Source organism: Allobosea sp. FW305-C-101 (assembly GCF_058783685.1).
Window position 1 is genome coordinate 34511 of record NZ_JBYSYT010000006.1, and the last position, 26906, is coordinate 61416.

The 26906-nt window shown below is 67.7% G+C and carries 29 protein-coding genes; 12 read left to right on the plus strand and 17 right to left on the minus strand.

The window, feature by feature from the left end; translation table 11 throughout:
* Positions 1 to 4: 4 nt before the first annotated feature.
* On the plus strand, positions 5 to 1594 hold the full coding sequence (locus AC3WMA_RS22085) for an ABC transporter substrate-binding protein (RefSeq protein WP_492287478.1): 1590 nt from the start codon (positions 5 to 7) through the stop codon (positions 1592 to 1594).
* Between the two features lie 4 nt (positions 1595 to 1598).
* Here the strand turns inward: AC3WMA_RS22085 and AC3WMA_RS22090 are convergent, their stop codons facing one another.
* The gene (locus tag AC3WMA_RS22090) at positions 1599 to 2474 is read right to left on the minus strand and encodes an aldose 1-epimerase family protein (protein WP_492287479.1); all 876 of its coding nucleotides are present in this window, start codon (positions 2472 to 2474) and stop codon (positions 1599 to 1601) included.
* A 290-nt stretch (positions 2475 to 2764) separates the two neighbouring features.
* Here AC3WMA_RS22090 and AC3WMA_RS22095 point away from each other — a divergent pair, with 290 nt between their 5' ends.
* From AC3WMA_RS22095 to dapD, 7 genes are all read left to right on the plus strand, one after another.
* Positions 2765 to 3364, plus strand: a complete 600-nt coding sequence (locus AC3WMA_RS22095) for a nitroreductase family protein (protein WP_492287480.1) — start codon at positions 2765 to 2767, stop codon at positions 3362 to 3364.
* Positions 3365 to 3430: 66 nt separating this feature from the next.
* Entirely contained in the window at positions 3431 to 4417 is a 987-nt protein-coding gene (locus tag AC3WMA_RS22100; RefSeq protein WP_492287481.1) for a TRAP transporter substrate-binding protein, read from the plus strand.
* Between the two features lie 23 nt (positions 4418 to 4440).
* Positions 4441 to 5220, plus strand: a complete 780-nt coding sequence (locus AC3WMA_RS22105) for a VOC family protein (RefSeq protein WP_492287482.1) — start codon at positions 4441 to 4443, stop codon at positions 5218 to 5220.
* Between the two features lie 157 nt (positions 5221 to 5377).
* Complete coding sequence (locus AC3WMA_RS22110; protein ID WP_492287483.1) at positions 5378 to 5662, plus strand: hypothetical protein; 285 nt, start codon at positions 5378 to 5380, stop codon at positions 5660 to 5662.
* Between the two features lie 55 nt (positions 5663 to 5717).
* Entirely contained in the window at positions 5718 to 5969 is a 252-nt protein-coding gene (locus AC3WMA_RS22115; RefSeq protein WP_492287484.1) for a hypothetical protein, read from the plus strand.
* Positions 5970 to 6022: 53 nt separating this feature from the next.
* Positions 6023 to 6781, plus strand: coding sequence for a precorrin-6A synthase (deacetylating) (gene cobF / locus AC3WMA_RS22120; RefSeq protein ID WP_492287485.1), 759 nt, complete (start codon positions 6023 to 6025; stop codon positions 6779 to 6781).
* A gap of 61 nt (positions 6782 to 6842) precedes the next feature.
* Positions 6843 to 7685, plus strand: coding sequence for a 2,3,4,5-tetrahydropyridine-2,6-dicarboxylate N-succinyltransferase (gene dapD / locus AC3WMA_RS22125; RefSeq protein WP_492287486.1), 843 nt, complete (start codon positions 6843 to 6845; stop codon positions 7683 to 7685).
* A 95-nt stretch (positions 7686 to 7780) separates the two neighbouring features.
* On the opposite strand, the gene AC3WMA_RS22130 is transcribed toward dapD, so the two are convergent.
* From AC3WMA_RS22130 to AC3WMA_RS22140, 3 genes are all read right to left on the minus strand, one after another.
* Entirely contained in the window at positions 7781 to 8341 is a 561-nt protein-coding gene (locus tag AC3WMA_RS22130) for a DUF1269 domain-containing protein (RefSeq protein ID WP_492287487.1), read from the minus strand.
* Between the two features lie 84 nt (positions 8342 to 8425).
* Positions 8426 to 9919 (minus strand): MDR family MFS transporter, encoded by a 1494-nt coding sequence (locus AC3WMA_RS22135; protein WP_492287488.1) that lies wholly within the window; start codon positions 9917 to 9919, stop codon positions 8426 to 8428.
* A 111-nt stretch (positions 9920 to 10030) separates the two neighbouring features.
* A complete protein-coding gene (locus AC3WMA_RS22140) occupies positions 10031 to 10483 on the minus strand; it encodes a MarR family winged helix-turn-helix transcriptional regulator (protein WP_492287489.1) in 453 nt (150 codons plus the stop codon).
* 132 nt (positions 10484 to 10615) lie between these two features.
* Here AC3WMA_RS22140 and AC3WMA_RS22145 point away from each other — a divergent pair, with 132 nt between their 5' ends.
* Positions 10616 to 11146, plus strand: coding sequence for a hydrolase (locus AC3WMA_RS22145; protein WP_492287490.1), 531 nt, complete (start codon positions 10616 to 10618; stop codon positions 11144 to 11146).
* A gap of 13 nt (positions 11147 to 11159) precedes the next feature.
* Here the strand turns inward: AC3WMA_RS22145 and AC3WMA_RS22150 are convergent, their stop codons facing one another.
* The 5 genes from AC3WMA_RS22150 to AC3WMA_RS22170 all read right to left on the minus strand — a co-directional run bounded on the left by AC3WMA_RS22150 (position 11160) and on the right by AC3WMA_RS22170 (position 16003).
* Entirely contained in the window at positions 11160 to 12152 is a 993-nt protein-coding gene (locus tag AC3WMA_RS22150) for a branched-chain amino acid ABC transporter permease (RefSeq protein ID WP_492287491.1), read from the minus strand.
* Between the two features lie 22 nt (positions 12153 to 12174).
* Entirely contained in the window at positions 12175 to 13062 is an 888-nt protein-coding gene (locus AC3WMA_RS22155) for a branched-chain amino acid ABC transporter permease (RefSeq protein ID WP_492287492.1), read from the minus strand.
* A gap of 174 nt (positions 13063 to 13236) precedes the next feature.
* The gene (locus tag AC3WMA_RS22160; protein WP_492287493.1) at positions 13237 to 14439 is read right to left on the minus strand and encodes an ABC transporter substrate-binding protein; all 1203 of its coding nucleotides are present in this window, start codon (positions 14437 to 14439) and stop codon (positions 13237 to 13239) included.
* Positions 14440 to 14499: 60 nt separating this feature from the next.
* Entirely contained in the window at positions 14500 to 15246 is a 747-nt protein-coding gene (locus tag AC3WMA_RS22165; RefSeq protein WP_492287494.1) for an ABC transporter ATP-binding protein, read from the minus strand.
* On the minus strand, positions 15233 to 16003 hold the full coding sequence (locus AC3WMA_RS22170; protein ID WP_492287495.1) for an ABC transporter ATP-binding protein: 771 nt from the start codon (positions 16001 to 16003) through the stop codon (positions 15233 to 15235). Before AC3WMA_RS22170 ends, AC3WMA_RS22165 begins: the two co-directional genes overlap by 14 nt.
* A gap of 441 nt (positions 16004 to 16444) precedes the next feature.
* Between AC3WMA_RS22170 and AC3WMA_RS22175 the strand changes: the two genes are divergently transcribed.
* Entirely contained in the window at positions 16445 to 18055 is a 1611-nt protein-coding gene (locus tag AC3WMA_RS22175; protein ID WP_492287496.1) for a caspase family protein, read from the plus strand.
* 59 nt (positions 18056 to 18114) lie between these two features.
* Here AC3WMA_RS22175 and AC3WMA_RS22180 read toward each other — a convergent pair whose 3' ends face one another.
* A complete protein-coding gene (locus AC3WMA_RS22180) occupies positions 18115 to 19038 on the minus strand; it encodes a LysR family transcriptional regulator (RefSeq protein WP_492287497.1) in 924 nt (307 codons plus the stop codon).
* A 123-nt stretch (positions 19039 to 19161) separates the two neighbouring features.
* Here AC3WMA_RS22180 and AC3WMA_RS22185 point away from each other — a divergent pair, with 123 nt between their 5' ends.
* Positions 19162 to 20364 (plus strand): MFS transporter, encoded by a 1203-nt coding sequence (locus AC3WMA_RS22185; RefSeq protein ID WP_492287498.1) that lies wholly within the window; start codon positions 19162 to 19164, stop codon positions 20362 to 20364.
* Here AC3WMA_RS22185 and bluB read toward each other — a convergent pair.
* Genes bluB through cbiE form a run of 5 tightly spaced genes read right to left on the minus strand, consistent with a single transcriptional unit; the run spans position 20339 to position 24669 of the window.
* Positions 20339 to 20950, minus strand: a complete 612-nt coding sequence (gene bluB / locus AC3WMA_RS22190) for a 5,6-dimethylbenzimidazole synthase (protein WP_492287499.1) — start codon at positions 20948 to 20950, stop codon at positions 20339 to 20341. The two genes, AC3WMA_RS22185 and bluB, sit on opposite strands and share 26 nt — an antisense overlap.
* Positions 20947 to 22272, minus strand: coding sequence for a cobyrinic acid a,c-diamide synthase CobB (locus tag AC3WMA_RS22195; protein ID WP_492287500.1), 1326 nt, complete (start codon positions 22270 to 22272; stop codon positions 20947 to 20949). Before AC3WMA_RS22195 ends, bluB begins: the two co-directional genes overlap by 4 nt.
* On the minus strand, positions 22269 to 23033 hold the full coding sequence (cobM, locus tag AC3WMA_RS22200) for a precorrin-4 C(11)-methyltransferase (RefSeq protein ID WP_492287501.1): 765 nt from the start codon (positions 23031 to 23033) through the stop codon (positions 22269 to 22271). The genes AC3WMA_RS22195 and cobM overlap by 4 nt, the downstream gene beginning before the upstream one ends.
* Positions 23030 to 23422 carry a cobalamin biosynthesis protein gene (locus AC3WMA_RS22205; protein WP_492287502.1) on the minus strand — a complete coding sequence of 131 codons (393 nt, stop codon included), beginning with the start codon at positions 23420 to 23422 and terminating at the stop codon, positions 23030 to 23032. The genes cobM and AC3WMA_RS22205 overlap by 4 nt, the downstream gene beginning before the upstream one ends.
* On the minus strand, positions 23419 to 24669 hold the full coding sequence (cbiE, locus tag AC3WMA_RS22210; protein ID WP_492287503.1) for a precorrin-6y C5,15-methyltransferase (decarboxylating) subunit CbiE: 1251 nt from the start codon (positions 24667 to 24669) through the stop codon (positions 23419 to 23421). The genes AC3WMA_RS22205 and cbiE overlap by 4 nt, the downstream gene beginning before the upstream one ends.
* Here cbiE and AC3WMA_RS22215 point away from each other — a divergent pair.
* Complete coding sequence (locus AC3WMA_RS22215; RefSeq protein ID WP_492287504.1) at positions 24668 to 25432, plus strand: cobalt-precorrin-6A reductase; 765 nt, start codon at positions 24668 to 24670, stop codon at positions 25430 to 25432. The genes cbiE and AC3WMA_RS22215 overlap by 2 nt on opposite strands.
* Here the strand turns inward: AC3WMA_RS22215 and cobJ are convergent.
* Positions 25375 to 26166, minus strand: a complete 792-nt coding sequence (gene cobJ / locus AC3WMA_RS22220) for a precorrin-3B C(17)-methyltransferase (protein ID WP_492287505.1) — start codon at positions 26164 to 26166, stop codon at positions 25375 to 25377. The genes AC3WMA_RS22215 and cobJ overlap by 58 nt on opposite strands.
* Positions 26163 to 26903 (minus strand): precorrin-2 C(20)-methyltransferase, encoded by a 741-nt coding sequence (locus tag AC3WMA_RS22225; protein ID WP_492287506.1) that lies wholly within the window; start codon positions 26901 to 26903, stop codon positions 26163 to 26165. Before AC3WMA_RS22225 ends, cobJ begins: the two co-directional genes overlap by 4 nt.
* Between the last annotated feature and the right edge of the window lie 3 nt (positions 26904 to 26906).

Genomic DNA, 26906 nt, shown 5'->3' on the forward strand with positions numbered 1-26906 from the left:
CCTGATGCAACTGTCCCGTTTCACCGCCGCGCTGCTGCTGTCGGCGGCCGCGTTCCTGCCGCTTCCGGCATTGGCGCAGTCGCAGCCGGCTTCGAGCCGCGTCCTGCGCGTCGCGCCGCATGCGGATTTGAAGACGCTCGATCCGGTCGCCGCCTCCATCGTCATCACCCGCATGCACGGGCTGATGATCTACGAGACGCTCTTCGCCTGGGATTCGAACCTCCAGCCGAAGCCGCAGATGGTCGAGAGCTTCGAGACCTCGCCGGACAAGCTGACCTGGACCTTCAAGCTCCGCCCCGGCCTGAAATTCCATGATGGCCAGCCGGTCACGACGAAGGACGTCATCGCCTCGCTCGCCCGCTGGATGAAGCGCGACACCATCGGCGGCAAGCTCGCCGAATATACCGATGGGATGGAGGTGGTGGACGACGCCACCTTCCGCCTCAAGCTGAAGCGGCCGATGGCGCTGGTGCCTTTCGCGCTGGGTTCCGCCGTCGGCCAGATCCCAGTGATCATGCGCGAGTCCGACGCCAAGTCCGATCCGATGAGGCCGATCACCGAGACGATCGGCTCCGGCCCGTTCAAGTTCAATCGCGAGGACTGGCGCAGCGGTTCGAAGGTCGTCTACGACCGCAATCCCGATTACGTCCCGCGTTCGGAGCCGGCTGACGGGCTCGCCGGCGGGCGCGTCGTCAAGGTCGATCGCGTCGAATGGCAGATCATGCCGGATGCGGCGACCGCTGCCGCGGCGCTCCAGACCGGCGAGATCGATATCTGGGAGCAGCCGAGCCAGGACCTGATCCCGGTCATCTCGACCAACAAGCAGGTCAAGGTCGATCGCTATTCCAATCTTGCCAATCAGGTCATGCTGCGGCCGAACCATCTCCACCCGCCCTTCGACAACCCGAAGGCCAGGCTCGCCTTGGCCTATGCGACCGAGCAGGCTGATTTTCTCGCGGCCGGCTTCGGCGACGAGGAATGGTGGAAGCGCTGCAACGCCTATTTCATCTGCGGCGGTCCCAACGGCATCGAGACCGGGAGCGAGGGCTATGCCAAGCCCAATCTCGACAAGGCGCGCGAGCTCCTGAAGGAGAGCGGCTACAAGGGCGAGAAGCTCGTACTCTCGACCAGCAACGACATCGCCCCGATCGGCCGCATGGCCGAGGTCGCGGCGGCTTCGCTGAAGAAGGTCGGCTTCAATGTCGATGTCCAGTTCGCCGACTGGGGTGCCGTCACCACGCGCCAGCAGAACAAGAGCACGCCGGATCAGGGCGGCTGGAACCTCTTCGTCACCTATGCCTCGGGCGCGACCATGCAGTCGCCCCTGACCAATATCGGCACCAACATGGCCTGCGAGCGCGCCTGGGCCGGCTGGCCCTGCGATGCCGAGGCCGAGAAATTGCGCGGCGCCTTCGTCGATGCGCCCGACGATGCCAGCCGCAAGGTCGCGCTGGAGACCTTGCATAAGCGCCTGACCGAGATGCAGCCCTATCGCGTGCTCGGCCAGTTCGACCAGCCCTATGCCCGGCGCACCAATATTGCCGGCGTGCTGGCGGCCCCGGTCATGCTGTTCTGGAACATCGAGAAGAAGTGACGCGCTAGAGCGTCGCCCGCCACACGAAATCGCGGCTCTCGCCCGGCGCCAATCTGAGGATGCCGGGCTTGTCCGCGATTTCGCCCTGCCAGCCGGCCGGACTCGCCATGCCGTACCAGGGCTCGATGCACAGGAACGGCGCGCCTGATGGCTTCGACCAGATGCCGAGATCCTTGTAGCCCTCCCAGCTCACGGTCAGGGCGCGGTTCTCGCGCCCTGACGCGTCCAACGCCGCGAAGCGCACCGAGCTGTTGGCGGTATCGGGGATCACGATCGCATCGTTGACGAAGAGGCGCTCGTCGAGATCGAGCTCCTTGCCCGTAAAGGGCAGGGGTATCGGCGCGGTCAGCAAGCCGGCTTCGACGCCGAGGCCCAGACCTGGCTCCACCTGCGGGAAGGTCAGGCGATGCGCCTGTTTCGCGGCGCCCTCGGTCAGCGGCCAGAGAAAGGCCGGATGCGCGCCGACACCGCAGATCAGGGGCACCTCGGCTGGATTGCTGACCCGCGAGGTCACGGTCAGCGTGTCGCTTGCGACAGCGTAGATCATCTGCAGCACGAACCTGAACGGGTAGATCGCCAGCGTCTCCGGGCTCTCCCGCAGCTCCAGCACGGCTCGATCCGCGCTGCGCTCGATCCATGTGAACAGGCTGTCGCGGGCGAAGCCATGCTGGGTCAGGCGGTAGGAGCGTCCTTGATGGATCAGCGTGTCGTCGGTCAGGCGCCCGACCATCGGGAACAGCACCGGCGCATGGCGCGGCCATTCCGGCCCGCCGTTCCAGAGCGCCGGCCCGTTCGCATCGGACAGCGCGATCAACTCGCCGCCTTGGGCCCGCACCGTCGCGCGCAGCCGGTCGGAGGCAATCGCATGGGTCTCGCTCATCATCGTCTCCGTCGGCGGCTCTTCCCCGGATAGCCGATCGGTCCCTGCGAAATCCACCGCGTCGAATGCCGGTCCGATATGACATGCGTTTCACGCACGAATAGTCGCCTTGATCGCGATGGTCATGCGAAGGAGGTACTTCGCCATCAGGTAATCAAAATCAGCAAAGCTTTGCAGAAACTGGCCTTTCTAGAGAATTCCCGTTCCTTGACGGGCAGGCCTGTGATGCCGATCCTGCCGACACCATCGCGCGGCTTTCGCCGCCGCAAGCCACGCCGTCAGGACCATCGATGACCGCTACCACCAATAGCCGCACTGCCGACCACGCCATCGACCCGCTCTTCCTGGAGCGCTGGTCGCCGCGCGCCTTCACCGACGAGATCATCTCCGAGGGCGAGTTGGAGGTGCTGTTCGAGGCGGCCCGCTGGGCCCCGTCCTCCTACAATTCGCAGCCCTGGCGCTTCATCTATGCCCGGCGCGGCACCGATCATTGGCCGGCGCTGCTCGGCCTGCTCGGCGAGTTCAACCAGTCCTGGGCGAAGAATGCCGCCGCGCTCGTCTTCGTGGTCTCCAAGGAGACGATGGCGGTTCCGGGCAAGGCCGAGGAGGTGCCGTCCTATACCCATTCCTTCGATGCCGGCGCCGCCTGGGCCAATCTCGCTCTGCAGGCGGTGCGTATCGGCTGGCAGGCGCATGGCATGGCCGGCTTCGACCATGCGCGGGCGCCGCAGGCGCTGAAGCTGCCGGCCGGCTATCGCGTCGAGGCCGCCGTCGCCATCGGCAAGCCCGGCGACAAGGCGCAGTTGCCGGAGGCCTTGCAGGCGCGCGAGACGCCGAGCCAGCGCAACCCGATCGGCGCCACCGTCTTCGAAGGCGTCTTCTCCGGTTGAGCGATGGCCTCTTGCAGCGGGGCGCGTTTCGCGCGATCCCGCTGTATCCGCCGAAGGAGGCAAGCCTTGCTGATCACCCGCCGCCAGTTCGCCGCCGGTTCGCTTGCCGCGCCCGCCATCCTGAAGGGCAGCTTGGCCTCCGCCGCCGGCCGACCCCTGACCGTCGCCTCGCTGCTGGGCGAGGACAAGCCGGAGACGAAGATCTGGCGGCGCATCGCCGATATCCTCAACCATACAGCGCCCGGCCGCTTCGATCTGCGGATCGTGCCCAATGCCGCGCTGGGCGGCGAGAAGGAGGTGGCTGAGGGCCTGCGGCTCGGCTCGATCCAGGCGGCGCTGTCGACCGTGTCCTCGCTCTCGGCCTGGGTTCCGGCCGGGCAGATCCTCGACTTGCCCTTCCTGTTCCGCGACCGGGGTCATCTGGCGCGGACATTGGCCGGGCCGCTGGGTGACGCGCTGAAGGAGCTCTATCAGGCGCAGGGCTTCGTCGTGCCCGGCTTCATCAATTACGGCGCGCGCCATCTCCTGGCGAAGGAGCCGCTCACCACCCCCGCCTCGGTCAGGGGCAAGCGCATCCGCGTCATCCAGAGCCCGCTTCATACCGCGCTCTGGTCGAGCTTCGGCGCTCATCCGACCCCGATCCCGATTCCGGAAACCTACAACGCTCTCAAGACCGGCGTGGTCGACTGCATGGACCTGACCAAGTCGGCCTATGTCGGCTTCCGCCTGCACGAGGTCGTGCCGGTGCTAATCGAAACCGGTCATATCTGGGCGAGCGGCGTCGTGATGTTCGCCGCACCCTTCTGGAAAGGCTTGGCGCCGCAGGATCGTGAGGCGCTGACGGCCGCCGTGACCGAGGGCATCGCCTATTTCGACGAGCTGATGCTGGCCGATGAGGAAGCCTCGATGGCGCGGGCCCAGGCCGAGGGCGGCAGGGTCGTGCCGGCCGAGGATCGTCCGGGCTGGCAAGACGGCGCGCGCAGGGTCTGGGAAAGCTTCGCGCCGCAGCTCGGCGGCATGTCGGGCATCGAGGCTATCGCGCAGAGCCGCTGAGAGCAGGATCGGGAACCAAATTCATGCCGCTTTCGATCGACCATATCGTCATTGCTGTCGCCGATCTCGACGCGGCTGTCCGTGATTACACGGCGCTCGGCTTCACCGTTCTGCCCGGCGGCGAGCATCCGCGCGGCTCGCGCAATGCGCTGGTCGTGTTCGCGGACGGCGCCTATCTTGAGATCATCGCCTTCCCCCGCCCGCTGCCGGAATACCGCTGGTGGCAGGTGCTGGACCGTGCCGGCCCCGGCCTCGTCGACTATGCCGTGCTGCCGGATGATCTCGATGCCGATCTCGCCCGTGCGCGGACCGCCGGCATCGTCATGGACGGCCCGATCGACGGCGGCCGGCTCCAGCCGGACGGCACGCGCATCGCCTGGCGCTCGGCCCGCCCGCCCGAGCCCGACATCCCCTTCCTCTGCACCGATGTCACGGAGCGCAGCCTGCGCGTTCCCGAGGGACCCGGCCGTCGCCATGCCAATGGCGTGACCGGAGTCGCCGGCGTCACCGTGGCCGTGCAGGACCTCGCGACGTCTGTTGCCCGCTATCACGCCCTGCTCGGGCGCGAGCCGGCCGCTATCGGCGGCATTCCCGGCCTCGGCTTTGGGCTCGCGCAGTTCCGCATCGGCCGGCAGACGCTGTCCCTGACCGAGCCGCGTGGCCCGGCCGCGGCCAGCATCAGTGAGCATCTCGTCCGCCGCGGGCAGGGCGCCCATGCCATCTCCTTCTACGGTCCCGACGATGCCCACCTGGACGACGGGCTCGCCCATGGCGCCCGCCTGGAAATCATCCGCGACCTCTAGCCGCTGGCGGCGTCATGATGCGGTCACGCATGCAGGCGAGAGTGACCCGTTACCTTAAAATAGTTATATTTACGCAGTAATAACAAGAGCTTGCATCGAATCGTCGGCGCGCCTATCTCTCCCTCGCGATCAGTGAATCAGCCGACGGAGAAACCGAATGGGTGGCGTCACCGAGGTCGATGTCGCAGCCGCGATCGGCCGCATCGACGAGATCATCATCCGCGAGATCGTCCGCACCGGGGCGAGCCGGCCGGAACTGCGCCGGGCGCTCGCGCTGGCCAAGGGGCCGGGCGATCTCGACGCCGATGCGGCCCTGCCGCCGCGCATGCAGCGCCTTGTCGACCTGCTTGCCGTGACCTTGCCCGAGCAGGGGCCCAAACCCTTGCAAGGGCCACAGCGCCGCCGCCATGCCGCCATCAAGGGCATCGAACGTGCAGCCTGATCAGGGGAGCGCTGAATCGCAGGAGACCGCCAGGGCCGAGATTCGGGAGGCGGTCATGACAGCTTTTTGTGCCGCGCTCCACGATACTCGCCTGCCGCCGCTCGCCCTGCTCGAACTCGCGGCGGCGGCGGTCGGCTCGGTCTACAGAGAGGTGGCGGATGCTCATTGCGGTGACCAGCCATGCCCTTGCGGCTGGCATCCGCGCCTCCAGGCGGATCTGGAGGCGCTTCAGGCGGCGCTGGCGCTGAACGCGACGCCGGCGCTACAGGCTGATCTCGCCCGGATGGCCGTGCTCGGCCGGGCCTGATCTCGCATTCCGCTCACAGGGCATGCTAAGCCGCCGCAAACCGGCGGAGCGGCATGCGCAACATCCTCATCATCGGCATCGGGGCCGGCAATCCCGATCACATGACGGTCGAGGCGATCGAGGCGCTGAACCGCGCCGATATCCTGTTCATTCCCGACAAGGGCGAGGAGAAGGCCGCGCTCCGGGCCCTGCGCGAGGCGATCTGCGCCCGCTTCATCCGCAAGCCCGGCTACCGCACGGTTCCCGTCGAAATCCCGCGCCGCGCCGAAGCCGGCAGTGACTATCATGGCGTTGTCGACGACTGGCACGAGCGCATCGCCGCGGGCTACCACGCCTTGTTCGAAGCCGAATTGCAGGACGGGCAGACCGGTGCGCTTTTGGTCTGGGGCGATCCGGCGCTCTACGATTCCACCTTGCGCATCATGGAGCGCGTCGCCGCTTCCGGTCTCGATCTCGACTGGCAGGTCTATCCCGGCATCAGCAGCGTTCAGGTACTGGCCGCGCGCCACCGCATTCCGCTCAACACGATCGGCGCGCCGATCCTGATCACCACGGGCCGTCGGCTGTCGGCTGGCTTTCCGGCCGATCAGGACAGCGTCGTCGTCATGCTCGACGGCGAGCAGAGCTTCACGAAGGTCGACCCCGCCGGGCTCGACATCTACTGGGGCGCCTATCTTGGCACGCCCGACGAAATCCTGCGCGGCGGCCCGCTGACCGAACTCTCCGCCGAGATCGCCGAGGTCAGGGCGCAGGCCCGCGCCCGGCATGGCTGGATCATGGATACCTATCTGCTGCGTCGCCGCCCGGCTTGACGCCGTCGCCTGCATCCGCCATCGCTCGCCCCGATCTTTCTGGAAGCGCCGGAGCCACCTGATGTCCCTCGCCGATCTCAACCAGACCATCGACGCCGCCTGGGAAAGCCGGGCCGAGATCGGCGTCCAGACCAAAGGCGCCGTCCGCGAAGCCGTCGAGCAGGCGATCGAGATGCTCGATGCCGGCCAGGTCCGTGTCGCCGAGAAGCAGGGTGCCGACTGGGTCGTGCATCAATGGCTCAAGAAGGCGGTGCTGCTCTCCTTCCGCCTGACCGACAACGTCATCATGGCGAATGGTCCGGGCGAGGCCGTGTTCTGGGACAAGGTGCCCTCGAAGTTCGAGGGCTGGGGCGAGAACCGTTTCCGCGCCGCCGGCTTCCGTGTTGTGCCGCCGGCTGCGGCGCGCAAGGGCTCCTTCATCGCGTCCGGCGTCGTGCTGATGCCGTCCTTCGTCAATATCGGCGCCTATGTCGACACGGGCACCATGGTCGACACCTGGGCGACGGTCGGTTCCTGCGCCCAGATCGGCAAGAATGTGCATCTCTCGGGCGGCGTCGGCATCGGCGGCGTGCTCGAGCCGCTGCAGGCCAACCCGACCATCATCGAGGATAACTGCTTCATTGGCGCCCGCTCCGAGGTGGTCGAGGGCGTGATCGTCGGCGAGGGCTCGGTGCTCTCGATGGGCGTCTTCATCTCGGCCTCGACCAAGATCGTCGACCGCGCCACCGGCCAGGTCCATGTCGGCAAGGTGCCGCCCTATTCGGTCGTGGTGCCGGGCTCGCTGCCGGGCAAGCCCTTCCCGGACGGCACGCCGGGCCCGGCGCTCTCCTGCGCCGTCATCGTCAAGACGGTCGACGCGCAGACGCGCTCCAAGACCGGCATCAACGAGCTGCTGCGGGACTGATTATTCCAGCCGTCATTCTCGGGTGCGCGCAGCGTGACCCGAGAATCTCTTTCAGGAGATGCTCGGGTCAAGCTCGGGCATGACGAATTTCATGGTCAACCGACCGGCGTCGGCGCGCCCGTGCCCTGCGGATAGGGTTCCGGCGGATTCTGCGTCGCCGGCTCCGCGCCATGCGCATCGGCCAGCGCGTCGCGCAGCTTCTGCTCCTGCGAACGGTCGAGCGAGGTCTTGAGCACGGTGCCGCCGGTGCCGCGGATCGCCTCCAGAACCTTGTCGCCGGTCACCTTGGTGACCAGCACGAACAACGCCGCATTGCCGGGCTGCAGGCTGCCGGCGAGATCCTTCATGAATGCGTCGTCGACGCCGTAATCGGTCAGCGCCCCGCCGAGCGCTCCGGAGGCTGCACCCAGAGCTGCGCCGAAGATCGGCATCAGGAAGATCGCGCCGATCAGCAGCCCCCAAAACGAGCCGGAGACCGCGCCCATCGCGGTCGTGTTCAAGAGCTGGTTCAGCTTCACCTTGCCGCCCTCGTGCATCACCGCGATCGCGGCATCGCCGATCTCGATCAGGTATTCCTTCTGCAGGCCGATCAGCTTCTGGCGCATCTCCTCGGCGCGAGCCTCGGTCGGATAGACGATGACGACGAGATCGGACATGGCGGAACTCCTGCTGCGGATGCTGGCCCGGACGGATCACGGGCTCATGGCAACGCGCGGGCTGACCGGCAGGTTCCGAGCCTCCTATTCGCCGCCGATCGCCTTGGCCGTCTCGACGGCACGGCCGCGCAGCGGCAGCTCCTCCATGCGTGCCAGCGACAACCAGGCGAGCGCGAAACCGAGGCTCGCCGCGCCGAAGACATAGCGGAACAGCACGACCATGGTCCCGCGATCGACGGTGCCGAGCTTCAGCGCCTCGGGCGAAAGCTGGGCGCCGGCCCCGCCGACGCCGCCGAGCACGATCGCGCCGAACACCGCGACGATCAGCGCTCCGCCGATCTGGCGGAAGAAATTGGCGACCGCCGTCACCGTGCCGAGCTGATGCGCCTGCACGGCGTTCTGGATCGACACCGTCGCGACGGGCAGCAGCGTGCCGAAGCCGATGCTGACGATCGCTAGGATGACGCAGAAGGGCAGGAGTGGAATCTGGCCGGAAAAGGCGGCAAGCACCGCAGTGCCGGCCATCGCGACGAACAGTCCGGCCAATGGCACGCGCTTGTAATGGGTGAGTTGCGACATCGCCCGGCCGGAGCTCGTCGCGCCGAGAACGGTGCCGCAGGTCAGCGGCAGCAGGCCGAGGCCGGAATGGGTGGCGCTCAGGCCCATCACCGTCTCGAAATAGAGCGGCAGGTAGATGGTCAGGCCGATGAAGGTGCCCATGCCGAAGCCGGCCGCGACCGTGCCGCGTCGCACGACGCGATTGCCGAAGAGGTCGAGCGGGATCAACGGCTCGGCCGCCCGGCGCAGCCGCCAGGCGAACAGCGCCCAGAGCAGCAGTGAGGCACCAACGAGCCCCGCAATCTGCGGCGATCGCCAGGGATAGGCGGTGCCGCCCCAGGACAGGGCGAGCAGCAGCGAGACCGTGCCCAGCGTCATCAGCACGGCGCCGAGCACGTCGAGCTTGTGCGGCCGCTCATGGCGCGGCAGCCGCTTCAGCGCCGCGCTCGACATCCAGTAGGCGCCGAGCCCGAGCGGCAGGTTGATCCAGAAGATCACCGACCAGTGCAGCTTCTCCGCGAGGAAGCCGCCGAGAACCGGGCCGAGCAGCGAGGAGGACATGAAGACGGTGGCGAAATAGACCTGATAGCGCCCGCGCTCCTTGGGCGGGACCATGTCGCCGACGATGGTCTGGGCGAGCGCGATCAGCCCGCCACCGCCGAGCCCCTGCACGAAGCGCGCGACGACGAGCAGCCAGAGCGACGGCGCCAAAGCGCAGGCGATCGAGCCGATCACGAAGACGACGATGCCGGCGAGCAGGGTCACGCGCCGGCCATGGATATCGGCGAGCTTGCCGTAGAGCGGCGTCACCGCGGTCGAGGCGAGCAGGTAGATCGTGACGATCCAGGAGAGATGCGTGACGTCGTTGAGCTCGCGCCCCATCGTCGGCAGGGCGGTTGCGACGATGGTCTGGTCGAGCGCGGCCAGGAACATCGCCAGCATGACGCCGATCAGGACCGAGCGGATATCCGCCGGGCTCATGGCTGCGGCCGGGGCGGGAGTGTCGAGCCGCTTGTCCATGGAATTACGATCTTACTTGCGTCTGGGGAATGGCGGGACGGTAACGGCACTGCGGGCCATGCGCCAGAGTCGCATTGATGGAGCGGCCCTGCGGCCTGGGCGGGGCGGGGACTATGGTCGGCCGAGGCTGCGCAGCGTGTCACGCAAGGTTTCCGGCGCGGCATCGGGCATCGCGGCCTCGATGACGGCGTGCGTCTCTTGCCAGATCGGCACGGCTGAGGCGAGCAGCGTCATCCCGGCCTCCGTCAGCGTCAGCAGTCGGCCGCGGCGATCGGCAGGGTCGACCGCGACAGTGACGAGTCCGCGCCGCTGCAATGGCTTCAAGGCGGCGGTGAGCGTCGTCCGGTCCATTGCGAGCAGGTCGGCCACCGGGCCGAGCGAGGCTGGCACCGGGCGGTTCAGCGCCATCATCAGCGAGAACTGGCCGTTGGTCAGCCCGACCGGGCGCAAGGCGTCGTCGAAGCGGCGCGCCAGCACCCGCGCCGCGCGCTGCACATGCAGGCACAGGCAATGGTCGCGCACATGCAGCGTCGTCGCGAAGGGAACGATCTGTTTACCGTCCATCTCATCTGCATGTTGACTGCCGCTGGGCAAGTCAAGCGACGCGCGGCCCGAAGATGCCGCGCCTGTTGACGCAGGCGGCTCCTTGAAGCGCTATGCTCTTCTCTTGGACGGACACGAAGAGGAAGGCCGCTCATGCCGCTGCTCAGCGCCGGGAACGCCATGCTGGTTGTCATCGACTTCCAGGCGAAGCTGATGCCCGCGATCCATGACGGCGAGAAAGTGCTGCTCAATGCCGGGCGTCTTGCGGAGGCGGCGCGCCTGCTCGATGTCCCCGCCGTCCTGACCGAGCAATATCCGCGCGGCCTTGGCACGACGGTGCCGGAATTGGCTGGCGTTGCTCCGGCCGTGACCAAGATGAGCTTCGACGCCTGCGGCGAGCCCGCTTTCCTCGAAGCCGTGGCGGGGGATCGCGAACTGGTGGTCTGCGGTTGCGAGGCGCATGTCTGCGTCGGCCAGACGGTTTTGACCTTGCTGGAGCATCGCCGCCGGGTCGTCGTGGTCGCCGATGCGATCGGCTCGCGCGTGCCGCAATCGCGCGAGATCGCGTTGCAGCGCATGGCGAGCCACGGCGCCGAGATCGTCACCACCGAGATGGTGCTGTTCGAGTGGCTGCGGAGCGCCGAGCATCCGCAGTTCCGGACGGTCTCGAAGCTGATCCGTTAGATCGAAGCCGCTCTCAGAGCGGCTTCTTGATCGCCTTGGCGATGACGCCGACGATGCCTTCGCGGAAGAGCAGGACGCAGAGCACGAAGATCACGCCCTGGACGACGGTGACCCAGGCGCCGAGCGTCGCGAGATAGTTCTGCATCGCGACGATGACGATGGCGCCGACGATCGGCCCGAAGACGGTGCCGAGCCCGCCGACCAGCGTCATCAGCACGACCTCGCCGGACATCGTCCAGTAGACGTCGGTGAGCGAGGCGAGCTGGAAGACGATCGCCTTGGTCGCGCCGGCAAGGCCCGCCAGCGTCGCCGAGAGCACGAAGACCATCAGCTTGTACTGGTTGGCGCGATAGCCGAGCGAGATGGCGCGGGGCTCATTGTCGCGGATCGCCTTGCAGACCTGGCCGAAGGGCGAGTGGATGACGCGGTAGATCAGCAGGAGCCCACCCAGGAAGATGGCGGCGACGAGCCAGTAGAGCGCGCGGTCGTCGGCGAGGCTGATCAGGCCGAGGAACTTGCCGCGCGGCACGGCCTGGATGCCGTCCTCGCCGCCGGTGAAGCGCGGCGTCTGCAGCGAGAAGAAGAACACCATCTGGGCCAGCGCCAGCGTGATCATCGCGAAATAGATGCCCTGGCGGCGGATGGCGAGCGCGCCGAAGACGAGGCCGAGGACCGCGCTGACGGCGGTGCCGAGCAGGATCGCGAGCTCCGGCGTCAGGCCCCAGTGCTTGGCGGTATAGGCGCAGACATAGCTCGCCATGCCGAAATAGGCGGCGTGGCCAAAGGAGAGCAGGCCGCCATAGCCAAGCAGCAGGTTGAAGGCGAGCGCGAACAGCGCGAAGCACAGCACCTTCATCACGAAGACGGGGTAGGCGACGAAGGGCGCGACCACGAGCACCGCGGCGATGGCGATGAACAGGTTGCGGTGCAGGCGCGCCGTGCTGTCGTCGGTCTCGCTGAGGGCGAGGCCGCTGGCGGATGTGTCGGTCGAGGCAAGGTCGGTCATGTCTTCAGTCCTTGCTTGCGCGTCAGGCCGCGCGGCCGAACAGGCCGGCCGGCTTCACCAGCAGCACCAGCACCATGATCACGAAGATCACGGTCGCGGCGCCCTCCGGGTAGAATACCTTGGTCAGGCCCTCGATCAGGCCGAGCGAGAAGCCGGTGACGATGGCGCCCATGATCGAGCCCATGCCGCCGATCACGACGACCGCGAAGACGACGATGATCAGGTCGCCGCCCATGTTCGGGTTGACCGAGTAGATCGGCGCGGCGAGCACGCCGGCGAAGGCGGCGAGCGCAACGCCGAAGCCATAGGTCAGCGTCACCAGCAGCGGCACGTTGATGCCGAAGGCCTGGGTCAGGGTCGGGTTCTCGGTCGCGGCCCGCAGATAGGCGCCGAGCTTGGTCTTCTCGATCAGGAACCAGGTGCCCAGGCAGACGATGAGCGAGGCAACGATCACCCAGGCCCGGTAGTTGGGCAGGAACATGAAGCCGAGATTCTGGCCGCCGGTCAGCTGCGGCGGGATGGCATAGGGCAGGCCGGAGGAGCCGTACTGGTTGCGGAACACGCCCTGGATGATCAGCGCCAGGCCGAAGGTCAGCAGCAGGCCGTAGAGATGGTCGAGATGGGCGATGCGCTTCAGCAGCAATCGTTCCACCGCGACGCCGGTCGCGCCCACGATGATCGGCGCCAGCAGCAGCGCCGCCCAGTAGTTCAGGCCAAGATAGTTCAGGCACATCCAGGCGACGAAGGCGCCCATCATATACTGCGCGCCATGCGTGAAGTTGATGATGTTGAGCAGCCCGAAGATCACCGCCAGCCCGAGGCTGAGGATGGCGTAGAACGAGCCGTTGATCAGGCCGAGAAGGACCTGACCGAACAGCGCTTGCGGCGGGACTCCGAGAAGTTCGAACATGCGGGGCTCAGATCATCTGGTGGGTGGGCATTGGAACCTCTTCGTCATCCCGGCCAAGCGAAGCGCCGAGCCGGGATCCATCGTAGAGTTCCGGAGCCCTCCGATGGATCCCGGGTCGACCTGCGGTCGCCCGGGATGACGGCGGAGGACTTCTAGGCGGCGTTCAGCCGCGGCTTACTTGACGAGCGAGCAGCCGGTCTCGGCCAGCGGCTGGAAGGCCTGCTCGGCCGGCAGCACGGAGACCTGCTTGTAGTAGTCCCAGGGACCCTTCGACTCCGAGGGCTTCTTGACCTCGTAGAGATACATGTCGTGCATCTTGCGGCCGTTGGGGCGGATCGAGCCCTTGCCGAACAGCGGATCGTCCGTCGGCAGTTCCTTCATCTTGGCGACGACGGCGGCCGCATCCTTGCTCTTGGTCGCCTCGACCGCCTTGAGATAGTGCAGCAGCCCGGAATAGACGCCGGCCTGGACCATGGTCGGCTTCTTGCCGTTATTGAGCTTGGCGAAGCGGTCCGACCAGGCGCGGGTGCCGTCATCGCGATCCCAGTAGAACGACTCGGTCAGCACGAGGCCCTGCGCCGCCTGCAGGCCGAGCGAGTGCACGTCGGTGAGGAACACGAGCAGGCCCGCGAGCTTCTGGCCGCCGGCGACGATGCCGAACTCGCCCGCCTGCTTGATCGCGTTGGTGGTGTCGCTGCCGGCGTTCGCAAGGCCGATGACCTTGGCCTTGGAGGCCTGGGCCTGCAGCAGGAAGGACGAGAAGTCGGTGCCCGGGAACGGGGTGCGGACGGCGCCGACCACCTTGCCGCCGTTCTTGGTGACGGTGGCGCTGGCGTCGCGCTCCAGAGCATGGCCGAAGGCGTAGTCCGCGGTCATGAAGAACCAGCTGTCGCCGCCAGCCTTCACCATCGCGCCGCCCGTGCCCTGCGCCAGCGCGTAGGTGTCGTAGGTCCAGTGGATGGTGTTGGGGCTGCAGGCCTTGCCGGAGAGGTCCGAGGTGCCGGCGCCCGAGTTGATATGGACCTTGTTCTTCTCCTTGGTGATCTGGCTGACCGCCAGCGCGACCGAGGAGGTCGGCACGTCGAGGATCAGGTCGACGCCGTCCTGGTCGTACCACTGCCGGGTGATGGTCGAGCCGACATCGGGCTTGTTCTGGTGGTCGGCCGAAACGATCTCGACCTTGATGCCCTTCTCGGCCGCCTTGAAGTCCTCGACCGCCATGCGCGCCGCGATCACCGAGCCCTCGCCGGCGAGGTCGGCATAGAGGCCCGAGCGGTCGTTGAGCACGCCGGCCTTGACCGTGATCTGCTGCGCGAATGCAGGCGCCGCCATCAGGGTGGCGAGCGCCGTGGTCGCGAGAATCGTCTTCAGCTTCATGATCGTTCTCCCTCTGTCGATACCGGGCGAGCCGGTGCTGTTCTGGTGGATCGCGCTGCTTCAGACGCCGAGATAGCGATGCAGCTTGTCGATATTGGCGTCGAGTTCGGCATTCGGGATCATGTCGATCACCTTGCCTTGCTCGACCACATAGTGTCGGTCCGCGACCGTCTGGGCGAAGCGGAAGTTCTGCTCGACCAGGATGATGGTGAAGCCCTTTTGCTTGAGCATGCGGATGGTGGCACCGATCTGGTCGATAATGACGGGTGCGAGACCTTCGGTCGGCTCGTCGAGCAGCAGCAGGTTGGCGCCGGTGCGCAGGATGCGGCCGATCGCCAGCATCTGCTGCTCGCCGCCGGAGAGCTTGGTGCCCTGGCTCTTCAGCCGCTCCTTGAGGTTGGGGAAGAGCGTGAAGATCTGCTCGACCGGCAGGCCGCCCGGCTTCACCTGCGGCGGCAGCATCAGGTTCTCCTCGACCGAGAGGGTCGAGTAGATGCCCCGCTCCTCCGGCACGAAGCCGATGCCGAGCCTTGCGATCGAGCGCGAGGGCAGGGCGATCGTCTCCTTGCCCTCCAGCATGACCGAGCCCTTGCGCTTAGCCAGCACGCCCATGATCGATTTCAGCGTCGTGGTCTTGCCGGCGCCGTTGCGGCCGAGCAGCGTCACGACCTCGCCGGGGGCGACGTCGAAATCGATGCCATGAAGGACATGGCTCTCGCCATACCAGGCCTCGAGCCCGCGCACCTTGAGCAGAGCGGCGGTGCCGGCGGCAGCCACGGGGGGCTTCAGCGCTTCAGTGGTGGCCATGGCCGACTCCCGAGCCGATATAGGCCTCGACCACGCGCGGATCCTTCGAGACGGTGGCGTAGTCGCCCTCCGCCAGCACCTGGCCGCGCGCCAGCACGGTGATGCGGTCCGAGAGCGAGGCGACGACCGAGAGATTGTGCTCGACCATCAGGATGGTGCGGTTCTTCGAGACCTTGCGGATCAGCGCTTCGATGCGTTCGACATCCTCGCGGCCCATGCCGGCCATCGGCTCGTCGAGCAGCAGCATCTCGGGGTCGAGCGCCAGCGTCGTCGCGATCTCCAGCGCGCGCTTGCGGCCGTAGCTGAGCTCGCCCGCGGTCAGGCCGAGGAACGGGGTCAGGCCGACCGCATCGACCAGGGCCGCCGCTTCCGCGTCGAGCTCCTTCAGCGAGCGCTCCGAGCGCCAGAAATCGAACGAATCACCGCGCTTGCGCCGCTGCAGTGCGATGCGGACATTGGTCAGCACCGAGAGCTGCGGGAACACGGCGGAAATCTGGAAGGAGCGCACCAGCCCGAGCCTTGCGATCTCGGCCGGCTTCTCGCGGGTGATGTCGCGACCGTTATAGACGATCGCGCCGCGCGTCGGTGCGAGGAACTTGGTCAGCAGATTGAAGCAGGTCGTCTTGCCGGCGCCGTTCGGTCCGATCAGCGCGTGAATAGAGCCACGGCGCACGCTGAGGTCAACGCCGTTCACAGCTGTAAAGCCGGCAAATTCTTTTGTAAGACCTGATGTCGAAAGAATAGTATCCTCAGGCATGCCGGTTGCCAGCCTTCATCAGCTTTATCTTTCTTGCTTGTGCGGTTCCCCTTGCATGTCATGCTGCACCGCGCTCCGGGCATAAGTCAACGCTGGCGGGTTTCAAAGCGGTCTTGGCAGACGCGCTCTCATCCCTTCGTCTTATGCCGCTCGCCTCATGCGATTGAAGGACGCGGGCGCCCTCGTAACGCTTCACTGCTCGCGCTCGGGCGTGTGATCGCGGGAAAGGATTTGAACCCGCATTGCTGCTCGCGCGACGAAGAGACGTTCCGGTTTACCATCGGAGCGTGTTGCGGTAAAAAAGACGGCCATCTTTCGTCCATATTGCCGCCGTGTTTTTTGATCGTGCGCTGCGCCGACCGTTGCGGGCGGGCAGCCGATTGCCGAATTGGGGAGGTTGTCGTGAATTTCGCGTCTCTGGTTCCAGGGTTCCGTGCCCGAATGGCTGTCGCCTTTGCGCTGGTGCTCTCAGCGGTGGCGCTGGCCTCTCCCGGCTTTGCGGCCGTGCCCGAGCGGCGGGTCGCCCTCGTCATCGGCAACAGCGCCTATACGGCGGTGCCGCCGCTCGCCAATCCGCAGCGCGATGCCAAGGGCATTTCCGCCGCGTTGAAGCGCCTCGGCTTCGACGTGGTCGAGGGCTACGACCTCAAGATGGACGAGATGACGGGCATCGTGCGCGAGTTCGCGCAGAAGCTCGACGGTGCCAAGGCCGGTCTCGTCTATTATGCCGGCCACGGCATTGCCGTCGGCGACGAGAACTACCTCATCCCCGTCGACGCCTCGCTGCGCTCCGAAGCCGATCTCGATTTCCGGGCGGTGAACGTCCAGCTCGTGCTGCGCCAGATGCAGCGCGACGAGCGCGTCAACATCGTCATCCTCGACGCCTGCCGCGACAATCCCTTCGCTGCCCAGCTCGCCGCGAAGTCGCGCGCCGTCACCCGCGGCCTGACCGCGATCGAGACGCAGTCGGCCTCGGGCATCCTGATCGCCTTCGCCACCGATCCGCGTGCAACGGCGCTCGACGGCGAGCGTGACGGCAACAGCCCCTTCACCAGCGCGCTGCTCAAGCATATCGAGACGCCGGAAGTGTCGATCACCACGGTGATGGACCGCGTGCGCGCCGATGTCTGGGAGACCACGGGCAAGAAGCAGAAGCCCTGGACCAATTCCTCGATCATCGGCGAGTTCAAGATGAACCCGACGCTGAAGCTCGCCTCCGTCGATCCGGGCGTGGCTGCGACCAAGACCATCGACGCGGCCGTGCCGATGCCGGCGATGCCGGCCGCCCCGTCGCTCGATCGCGCCCAGATCGACATCAAGACCTGGGAAGTCGCAGAGCGCGGCAACTCGGCCGCCGATTACCGCGCCTATCTCGACGCCTTCCCGTCGGGCCAGTTCGCGACCTTCGCCCGCAACCGCCTCGCCAGCCTCGACGCGGCGAAGCCTGCGAGCGGTTTCCTCGCGACGCCTCCCGGCGTCAATGACGAGGCGCTCAAGAAGGAAATCGGCACGGCGCAGACCGAGACCGCGATGAAGCTGGACAATGCCGGCCGGCGCGAGGTGCAGACCCGCCTGCGCGTCAGCGGCTTCCAGCCCGGCAAGGCCGCGACGAATTTCGGCCCGAGTCAGCGCAAGGCGATCCAGGCCTGGCAGAAGTCGCGCAGCATCCCGGAGACCGGCTTCCTGACCGCGATGCAGGTCAGCGCGCTGCGCAGCCAGAGCGAGACCGCCTATCAGGCCGTCCTCGCCGAGGAGAAGGCTGCGGCCGAGAAGAAGCGCAGCACCAAGACGGCCGGCGAAGGCAAGGCCGCCACCCGCAACGTCAACTCCTTTGAGGGCGACGAGATGTATCGGCGCGACCTCGCCCGCGAGCGCGGCCAGGCCTACCAGGGTACGACCACGACGCCGCGCCGCGGCACGACCAGCACGGGCTATCAGGGCCGTGTCCGGACGCGTGAAGGCGACTCCGGTGACAGCGCTGGCGCCGCTATCTTTGGCGGCATCGTCGGCGGCGTGCTCGGTGGCGCGATCGGCGGCGGCTTCCGGCGCTGACGGATCGCTCTCCGTTCCCATGATCTGGAAGGCCGGCCCTCGGGCCGGCCTTTCTCGTTTCAGCCGTCACCAAGCTCTGGCTTGGCGCAGAGCCGTTTGAGCGCCGTGGCGAAGGTCCGCGCCGCAGGGCCGAGCGGCGCGTCCAGCCGGTGCCCGATATAGGCCTCGGCCGGAAGCCCACCGCGCCGACCGAGCACGCCCGTCTCGACACGCACCAGCCGGCCGCTGGCGAGGTCCTCCGCCGCGAGCCAGTTCGGCAGCCGGCCCCAGCCCAGCCCTGCCCGGATCATCGCATGCTTGATGTCCTGCCCGCCGACGCGGCAGGTCCACGGCGAGATCACGCCGATATCGCGCTGGTCGGTCAGCGGCGAGCGGTCGAACTGGACGATCTGGAGATGGTCGGCGAGCGCCGCTGCATCGAGCAGCCGCTCATTTGTTCGCCCCAGCGGATGGTGCGGCGCTGCCACCGCGATCATCGCGATCGATGTCAGCGCCTCGATGGCGATGCGCGGATCGCGAAAGCTTTCGCCGACGATGACCGAGACCTGGCTGCGTTGCTCGATCAGCGCCGTGATCGGGCCGCCCAAGGCCTCGGCCGAAAGCCGGATCGCGACGGACGGATAGGCCAGGCTCATCTCCGCCAGCGCCGCGCCGACCAGCAAGGGCGGGAACAGCACGTCGATCGTCACGGACAATTCCAGCTCGACGCCCTCGCGCAAACCCCGCGCCCGGGCCCGCATCGCATCGACGCGCAGCAGCACGTCGCGCACATTAGCGAGCAGGGCTCGGCCTTCCGGCGTCGGCACCGGCCGGTGGCCGGAGCGATCGAACAGCCTGACGCCGAGTTCGTCTTCCAGCTTGGCGATGGCATGGCTGACAGCCGACTGCACGCGGCCGAGTTCCTTCGCGGCGGCGCGGAAGCTGCCGCTATCGCAGACCGCGAGGAACATCCGCATCTGGTCGAGGGAGAGATTGTCGAGCATGATCGATCCTATAGATCGTTTCGATGAGAATTATCTCACTTCTGTCGATTGGCACGAGGGTGCATCACTGCCCGGCCAACGAGGTGACGCAGCTTGCGCAAGAGTGATGAAATGGCGGGAGGCATGACAGCCGCTCGAACCGACTGGTGGGTCGTGGTTCTGGTCGTCGCGGCCGGCATCGCCGCCTCGCTCCAGATCGGCAAGGCCGCCATAGCAATCCCGCTGCTCCAGGCCGAAACCGGGCGTGACCTCGCCGTGCTCGGCTGGGTCAGCTCGATCTTCGCGGTGCTCGGCCTCTTCGGCGGCGTGCCCGTCGGCGCGTTGGCGACGCGCTTCGGCGACCGGCGGATCCTGTTGCTTGGCCTGATGTTGCTCGCATTCGGCAGCGCGCTCGGGGCAGCGACCTCCGGCTTCGGCCTCCTGTTGGCCTGCCGTGTCGTCGAGGGCTCGGGCTTCCTGATGGTCAGCGTCTCCGGTCCGTCCCTGCTGCGCCGTTGCGTCGGCGAGCGCGACCGCGAGATCGCGATGGCCTTGTGGAGCTGCTTCATGCCGGCCGGCATGGCGCTGGCGATGCTGCTCGGCCCGCTCTTCGGCGGCTGGCGCGCCATCTGGTTGGCCGGGGCAGGCTTTGCGCTGGCTTGCGCGATCGCGGTTGCGTCGAGAGTGCCGGCCGCGACGCCCGGCGCGGCCGTGTCCTGGCGCCAGCTCGCGGTCGATGCCGGCAACATGTTCCGGACGCGCGGGCCGCTGCTGCTGGCTTTGTGCTTCGCGCTTTACGCCATGATGTTCTTCGCGGTGCTGAGCTTCCTGCCCGTCCTGCTGATCGAGCGGATGCACAGCTCCCTGGCGATTGCGGGCCTCCTGAGCGGTCTCGCGACGGTGGGCAATATCGTCGGAAATCTGCTCGCGGGTGTGCTACTCGCCCGCGGCGCGTCACGCCTCATGGTGCTGGCCGGCGCCAGCTTCGCGATGGGGCTGGCAGCCGTTTTCGTCTTCCTGCCGCTCCTGCCGCCGGCGGGCGCTTTCCTGTCCGGTATCCTGTTCGCGACGGCGGGCGGCTTCATCCCCGCGACCCTGCTCTCGACCGCCGCCGCATTCGCGCCCCGTCCCAATCTGGTCCCGGCCAGCATCGGGCTCCTGATGCAGGGTAGCAATCTCGGTCAGGTTCTCGGTCCGGCCTTGGTCGGGCTGGTGATCTCCGGCATCGGTTGGGCGGCTGCCGCCTGGCTTGTAGCGATCCTCGCCCTTTTGGCGATGCTGACCGCTTTCGGCCTGCGTCGCGATCTCGCCGGCCTCGCGCTCAATCGCGCTCCCAGCCGGCCCTGACCAGCTCGGGCACGTCGCCTTCCTCCTCCGGCCAGCCGACGCAGAGATAGGCGACGAGCTTCCATTCCGGGGGCGTATCGAGCGCCCCAGCGATCTCCCGGGGATCGAGGATCGAGACCCAGCCGACGCCGAGTCCATGGATACGCGCCGATAGCCAGAATTGCGTGATCGCCGCGACCACCGAGTAGTCCAGCATTTCCGGCATGGTTCGTCGGCCGAGCCCGTGGCCGCGCCCGGTGCCGTGGTCGCAGAACACGGCGAACTGTACGGGCGCTTCCCGCAGACCCTCCAGCTTCAGCCGGGCATAGAGCGCAGCACGCTCGCCCTCGTAGGATGCGAGCGCATCAGCATTGCAGCGGCTGAAGCTCTTCTGCACGGCTGCGCGTTGCGCCGGCTCCGCGACGGGCATCCAGCGCCAGGGCTGCGCATGTCCGACGGAGGGAGAAAGCCTGACTTGCGCCAATAGCGCCTCGATCAGCTCTGCCGGGACCGGGTCACGCTTGAACCGCCGGACATCGCGCCGCCAGCGCAGCAATTCCTCGAACTGCCGGCCAAAACCTTCGTCGAAGACCGGCGGTTGGCTCACGCGGTGTCCGCCATGGCGATGGCGTGGAAGAACGAGCCGGTGACCAGCCCGCGGCGGCTGCCAGCGGGAGCGGGAGCCGAGCCATGCGGATCGGTGACGACGGCGAAGGGCGGGTCCTCGCCCTGTGCGGCGATGCTCGCATAGTGGAATTCGTGGCCGGTCAGAGCCGAGCCCGCTGGCCCGAGCGGGCCGTCCGCCTCCAGGACGGCCCGGCGATAGCCGAGATTCATCTTCCGCTTGGCGAAGGAGGTCTCGACCGAAAGCAGGCCTGCCATCTTATGCGCGACGCCGTCGGCATCGATCAGGCTGCGGCCGAGCACCATGTAGCCACCGCATTCGCCATGCACCGGCCGGGTTTCGGCAAAGCTGCGCAAACCATCCAGGAAAAGACCCGCCGCGGCGATCGTGCCGGCATGCAATTCGGGGTAGCCGCCAGGCAGCCAGCAGCTGTCGCAGCTTTCCGGCGGTGCCTCGTTCTTGAGGGGCGAGAACGGCACCAGTTCCGAGTCCGCCGCGCGCCAGCCCGCTTCGACATGCGGATAGACGAAGGAGAAGGCGGCATCGCGTGCGATGGCGATCCGCCTTCCGGGCGCGGGCAGGGGTGAAATGCCGCTAGCCGCGTCAGGAAGTGACGTGGCGCCGGCCGCAGCCATCACGGCATCGAGATCGATGGCCTTCGAGACCGCTTCCGCCAGCGCATCGAGCCGTGCGTGCAGATCGGCGGTCTCGCCGGCCTGGACAAGCCCGAGATGGCGCTCGGGCAGGATCAGGCTCGCCTCGCGCGGCAGCGCCCCGAGAACGGGCAGGCCGATGCGCTCCATCCCTTGCCGCACCAATCGCTCGTGCCGCGCGCTGGCGACCTTGTTCAGGATAACGCCGGTGACCCGGATACGCGGATCATAGAGCTTGCAGCCGAGCGCGACCGCCGCCACCGATTGCGCCGCGCCGGATACGTCGACGACGAGCACGACGGGCCAACCCGTCAGCGCGGCGATATCGGCGCTGGCGCCGGTATGCCCTTCCAATCCCGGCACGGCATCGAACAACCCCATCGAGCCTTCGGCGATGACGATATCGGCGGCATGAGCCGCTTCGCCCGCGATCCGCCCGAGCAGGCCGTCGGTCATCGCGTAGCTGTCGAGATTGGCGCTCGGCGCGCCGGTCGCGGAGGCATGGAAGGCCGGGTCAATATAGTCCGGCCCGCATTTCAGCCCGCGCACGACGAGGCCACGCTGCACCAGAGCGCGTTGCAGCCCTAGCGTGATCGTGGTCTTGCCGGAACCGGAGCGCGGTGCGGCGATGAGGAGCCCGCGCGCCGTCATTGCCCGCCTCGCGGCCGGAAGCGCCGGTCGTAATCGACCGAATAGAGCGCGCTCTCTCCGAAATCATCGGCCGCCAGTGCGGGCCCGACCAGGATCAGCGCTGTGCGTTCGAGCGCGCTGGCGCGAACTTTCTTAGTGATATCCGCGAGCCTGCCTTGCAGCACGGTCTCATCCGGCCATGTCGCACGGAACACCACCGCGACCGGGCAATCGGCGCCATAGAACGGCGTCAGCTCGGAAACGACCTGCTCGACGACATGGATCGAGAGATGTATCGCGAGCGTCGTGCCGGAAGCGGCGAAGGTCGCGAGCTTCTCCCTCTCCGGCATGGCCGAGGCGCGGCCCGAGGTGCGCGTCAGCACCAGCGATTGCGCGACGCCCGGCAAGGTGAGTTCGCGTTTCAGCACGGCAGCGGCGGCGGCGAAGGCCGGCACGCCCGGCGTCACCGTATAGGGGATCCCTGATCGGTCGAGCCGTCGCATCTGTTCGCCGCAGGCGCTCCAGATCGAGAGATCGCCGGAATGCAATCGCGCCACGTCTTGCCCGTTGCAATGAGCGGCCTCCATCTCGGCGATGATCGCATCGAGATCGAGCGGAGCGGTGTCGACGATGCGCGCGCCCGGCGGGCACCAGTCGAGCATCGCCCTCGGGATCAGCGACCCCGCATAGAGGCAGATGGGCGAAGCCGCGATCAGGTCGCGTCCGCGCAAGGTGATGAGATCGGGCGCGCCGGGGCCGGCGCCGATGAAATGGATGGTCATGCGAGGCTTCTGGCGAGCGCGCAGGTGACGCGCGCGGTTGCGATGCGCGGCTGCACCAGTTCGCCGCCGGGCCCGGCGGCAGCCAGTGCCGCGGCCTCCGCCACCGAGCCGACGCCGTAGAGCGAGGCGATCCGGGTCGAGCGCGTCGCGCAGGCGGCCTCGAAACCTTTCAAGGCTTCGTCGGGAATGGCGACGAGCTCGGCTGCGCGTTCATGGGCGGCAGCGACCATGCCGGCCTCCGCGACGCGGCTTGCGAGCGTGGCGAAGCGCGGCGTCGGCGCACCCGCAAGCCCTGCGCTCGCCAACGCCTGGTCGAGGCAGGCGAGGATGTCGGCGGCCTCCGTGCCGGGCCTGATGCCGATGCCGGCGACGAGGCGGCCCGTGCTCAAGGCTTCTCGACCCGCCACTGCGTCACCGGCATGGCCGGGCGCCAGCCATGCTTGCCGCCGACGGGCGCCAGCCGGTCGATCGAGATGCGGCGTAAGGAACCGCCATGCTCGGCATGGAGCGCGGCGAGCCTGGCCTCGCCCTCGATCGTCACGACATTGGCGACGAGCCGCCCGCCCGGCTTTAGTGCCGCCCAGGCGGCGTCGAACAGCCCCTCTTCGGTCAGGCCGCCGCCGATGAACACTGCATCGGGTGCCTCGCGTCCGACGAAGCCTGCGGGTGCCTCGCCGACAACCTCGACGGAGAGCCCGCCCAGTTCGAGCGTGTTGCGCCTGATCCGCTCGGCCCGTTCCGGCTTGGCCTCGAAGGCGACGGCCCGGTTGCGCAGATGGCGCTGGCACCATTCGACGGCCACCGAGCCGGAGCCCGCCCCGACATCCCAGAGCAATTCGCCGCCGCGCGGGGCGAGTGCCGAGATCGTGATCGCACGGATTTCCGACTTGGTGATCTGCCCGTCATGGGCGAACCACTCTTCGTCGAGTCCCGGCGCCAGCGGCAGGATGCGGGAATCGCGCGTAGAGGCGACCTCGACCGCGATTAGGTTGAGCGGCACGATATCGTCGAGAGCGAAGGCATCGGCGCGGCATTCGCGGATGCGCTCCTGCGGGCCGCCGAGCGATTCCATCACCACGATGCGGCTCGCGCCCATGCCACGCGCGGTCATGAGTTCGGCCACGGCGCGCGGCGTCGTCTCGTCCCAGGACAGGGCGAGGATGCGCGCCTGCGGCTGGAGATGCGGCACGATCCGGTAGAGCGTGCGGCCATGCAGCGAGACCAGCGCGCATTCCTCCTGCGGCCAGCGCATCCGCGTGCAGGCCATCGAGAAGGAGGAGAGCTGCGGGATGATCCGCATTTCCGCAGCCGGAATCGCGCGGCTGATGCTGTTGCCGATGCCGTAGTGGAACGGGTCGCTGGTCGCGAGCACGCAGACCTTGCGGCCGCGCTCCCTGAGGATCTGCGGCAAGGCGTTGCGGAAGGGCTGCGGCCAGGGGCGCAACTCGCCCGGAACGGAGCCGACCAGCGCGATATGCCGCTCGCCGCCGAAGACGATCTCCGCCTCGTTCAGCGCGGCAAGCGCCTCCCGGCAGAGCCCCGTGGCCCCATCTTCGCCGAGCCCGATCAGCACGAGCCAAGGCGCGGACGTCTCATGGCTCGACAGAGCCTCCGATTCACGCAAAACTGGCGACATGACCGTCCTCATCCTCGGCGGAACGACTGAAGCTGCTGCGCTTGACCAGCACCTGGCTGATCAGGCCCCCGATATTCGCGCCATTATCTCGCTTGCCGGCCACACCGTCGATCCCCGTCCGAGCAATCTGCCGGTCCGCACCGGCGGCTTCGGCGGCGTCGAGGGTCTCAGGCGCTATCTGGTCGAGGAAGGCATCGTCGCCGTCGTCGATGCGACCCATCCCTTCGCCGCCATCATGCCCTTCCATGCCGAGCATGCCTGCAAGGCCGAAGGCGTGCCGCTGCTGGCGATCCGCCGCGATTCCTGGAAGCCGCGGGCCGGCGATCGCTGGAAATCCGTGCCCGATATCGAGGCCGCCGCGCAGGCGCTGGGCGACGAGCCGCGGCGCGTCTTCCTGACGGTCGGACGCCTGGAACTGCCCGCTTTCGCGGATGCGCCCCAGCATCGCTATCTCGTGCGCGCCATCGAGCCGATCGGCGACCGCCTGCCGGTGCCGCATGTCGACGTCATCCAGCAGCGCGGCCCCTTCGACGCCGATGACGAGGAGGATCTGATGCGCCGTGAAGGCGTCGAGATCCTCGTCAGCAAGAACTCTGGGGGCCCGGCGACGGTCGGCAAGCTCGTGGCGGCGCGCCGGCTCTCCCTGCCGGTGGTGATGGTGGAACGCCCGCCCAAGCCCGCTGTCGAGACCGTCGACCATATCGATCAGGTCCTGCCCTGGCTGGTGGCGCAGGGCATCTTCGCCACCGAGCGCGGTGTGTAGACGTAAGGCGCCGCGCCCTCGCGCGCGATCAGGCGCGTGCTTGAAGCCCCGATCATCACCAGTGTCGCCATGTCCGCCGTGCTCGCGGCTGTGACGGCCTCCGCGAGCGTCAGGATGCGCAGGTGCTCGTCCGGTCGCCCGACGGCACGAGCGAAGAGCACCGGCGTTTCGGATGCACGCTGCTGCGCCGCCAGCTCCAGCGCCTTGCCGAGCTGCCACGGCCTGGCCTTTGAGATCGGATTGTACAGGCAGATCACCAGATCGGCGGCGAGCACCGCTTCGAGCCGCGCCGTCACCACGTCCCAGGGCTTCAAATTGTCCGAAAGCGAGATCGCGCAGAAATCCCCGCCGAGAGGGGCGCCGGCCCGTGCCGCAGCCGCCAGCATCGCGGTAATGCCGGGCTCGACCGTGATCGGGATGGCCAGCCATGCCGTCGGCCCGGCCTCCAGCGCCTCGAACACCGCCGCCGCCATGGCGAAGACGCCGGGATCGCCGCCCGAGACCACCGCGACCTTGCGGCCTTCTGCTGCCAGTTGCAGGGCATGCGCGGCGCGCTCCACCTCGACGCGGTTGTCGGAAGCGTGCTTGGTCAGTCCCGTCCGCTCGGGCACCCGATCGACATAGGGGCCGTAGCCGACGATATCGGTCGCCGCGTCCAGCGCGTCCTGCGCGGCCGGCGTAATCCAGCCCGCTGTACCCGGCCCAAGCCCGACGATCGTGAGCGAGCCCGTCACAGGCGCCGCCCTTCGCCGGGCACCAGCACCATCGCGAAATAAGGTGCCTCGTCATCGACCTTGTCGGTAAGCCGCGCCACGACCTGCCGCGCCATCGTCGCGCGCTCGACATAGATCGCGCGCCCTTCGAGCCCGGCAGCCACGAGCGCGCGGCGCACCTTCGGCAGGTTGCGGCCGAGCTTCATGATCACGGCGGCATCGGTGTCGGCAAGCCGTCGGGTCAGCTCAGCCTCCGGCAGCGTGCCGGGCAGCACGGTCATGACGTCGTCCCCCCAGGTGATCGGCGCGCCGGCTTCGCCCCAGGCGCCGGTCATGCCGGTGACGCCGGGCACCACCTCGGTCGGGAAGCGCTGCGACAGCCGCCGCCACAGATGCATGAAGGAGCCGTAGAAGAACGGGTCGCCGTCGCAGAGCACGGCGAGCGTCCGCCCGGCCTGCATCTCCGTGGCCAGTCGCTCGGCCGCCTCCTCGTAGAAGGCTGCGATCGGCCCGTCATAGTCGGGCTCGCCGACGCTGGCCTCCACAGTCACTGGGAAGGCGAGCTCGATCTCGCGGGCCGGATCGGGCGCGATGATCGCATCCGCCGTGCTGCGGGCATTGCCGCGCCGGCCACGCTTGCAGAAATGCACCAGCCGGTCGGCCGTGGTGATGATCTCGCGTGCCCTGACCGTCATCAGGTCCGGCGCGCCCGGCCCGAGGCCGACGCCGTAGAGCAGGGTCCTGTTCGTCCCGCTCATCGC